Source organism: Bifidobacterium jacchi (assembly GCF_009078285.1).
Taxonomy (GTDB): Bacteria; Actinomycetota; Actinomycetes; order Actinomycetales; family Bifidobacteriaceae; genus Bifidobacterium; species Bifidobacterium jacchi.
Window position 1 is genome coordinate 1 of record NZ_RQSP01000092.1, and the last position, 1,648, is coordinate 1,648.

Sequence of the window (1,648 nt, forward strand, 5' to 3'; positions counted from 1 at the left end):
TGGAGCCGGATGGGGAGCGGGCACCAAGGATGGCCCGGGCTCTCCACAAGATAAAAAGCTGGATCAATCCGATGGAGGTATTCAGCTGTATTCAGGTGGCTCTGATTGGGGGCCGGGTTCAGCCGGTTCAAATTCTCAGTCTCTAGTTGGATGGGCTTATCGTGACAACAATAATGGTGGCTGGGGTCCGATGAACCTCAGCTCCTTTAAAAAAGCACTGAGTGCAATGGGAGGCATATGGAACGACTGGGATGATGGTAATCCCAATGTCGATTCAGGAACAGCGACAAAAGTAACAAACCAGACAATTGCCGGGGCTAATCAGAACTGTCTAGCGCGATTCGACAAGCTCCACCCTGACCAGAAAGGTAAGGGCAAGTGTCGCATGGTCGGTGTGGGCGTTAACACCACATTGTCGCATAAATATGACGGTACGGGATTCGCGACAGCAAACTTTTGGGAGGCCCAATGGAACAAGACCGTTGCAAATAAAAAGTATCACAACAATAACAAAATATATTACACCAATGATGCTTTTTTCAGATGATCCAGCTTGGTCGGTAGACAAGCTGGCGGCAAAAGCTTGGAACAACACTGTTCCATTTCCGCCCGTCGTCATCGTCATCGCCCTCAACCAGTACGAGCCATCACCAACCCCGCCGCCGCAGAACTACAAGCTGACGGTCAGCACGAAAGCGTCCGGCAGGTTCGGCACGGCGGGCGGCACCAACCCGGTCACCGACGCGATCACACTGAAAAACAATGCGAACAGCAAGGAAAAGGTCACCGGACAGATCACCCTCACCGCCATCACATTGGACGGCAAAACACACGTGAGCCCGTTGAAACGGTTCACCACAAGCGTCGCCAGCACCGTCAACGTGAAATTCAGTCCCGGTGACGTGGTGAAATCGTGGAAGACATGGCCTGCGGGCGAATACTGGTTCGACGTGGCGATCCCCAAACAGCAGCATATGAGCGCCGAAGCCCGTCATAACGGGCGCAACGACAAGAACGAATCATGGAAAGCCAGCTACAAGCTGACCATCAGCACGAAAGCCACTGGTCACACGTTGACCGGCGGCAGTCAGCCCGTCACGGACACGATCACCCTATCCAACAATGGCATGGCCTCACAGTCCGTGAACGGTACGATCACGTTGAACGTGAACACCACCAGCGGCACGTTGAAGAAAGCCAAACAGTTCACCGGAAAAAGAACGAAAACAGCAGCGTGTCCTTCACGCCGAAGGATGCGCATGACAGAGCGCCGTAAGGTTTCAATACGCAGCAACGCGACGCAAAGTGACCGAGCACAAACTAAACCGTCGCTACAAAAGCCAACTCATGGTCCGTCTCTTAAATAATGGAGGGGTTGAACTTCTTCTCTCCCCCAGCCAGCTTCGCTGACAGCCCCCTCATCAGAGGGGGCCAATCAGCACTCAATACACCATAAGACGTGACGTAGCCAGCCACCGAGGATGCCGAAGCAAAACCACCCTTTCGTTCAGGGGGGGGACGGCCTAGCGATTGGTCGGGAAATACAAACAAGGGGTGTTCCTTGTTGGGAACACCCCTTGGTAAGTGTTGTTGCGGCGGTGTGCTACTCTCCCACATTCTCTCGAATGCAGTACCATCGCCGTGCCAG

General features: G+C 53.8%; 2 protein-coding genes. Both read left to right on the forward strand.

What is annotated here, in order from left to right:
* The coding region (locus EHS19_RS10910; protein WP_175578438.1) for a hypothetical protein at window positions 1–547 on the forward strand (547 nt) is incomplete at its 5' end.
* Window positions 528–1,367 (forward strand): hypothetical protein, encoded by an 840-nt coding sequence (locus EHS19_RS10440; protein ID WP_151917695.1) that lies wholly within the window; start codon window positions 528–530, stop codon window positions 1,365–1,367. The genes EHS19_RS10910 and EHS19_RS10440, both read left to right, overlap by 20 nt.
* Window positions 1,368–1,648 lie beyond the last annotated feature (281 nt).

Coding starts and splice junctions, on each gene's coding strand:
- EHS19_RS10440 (WP_151917695.1), top strand. CDS start 528: ATGATGCTTTTTTCAGATGATCCAGCTTGGTCGGTAGACAAGCTGGCG.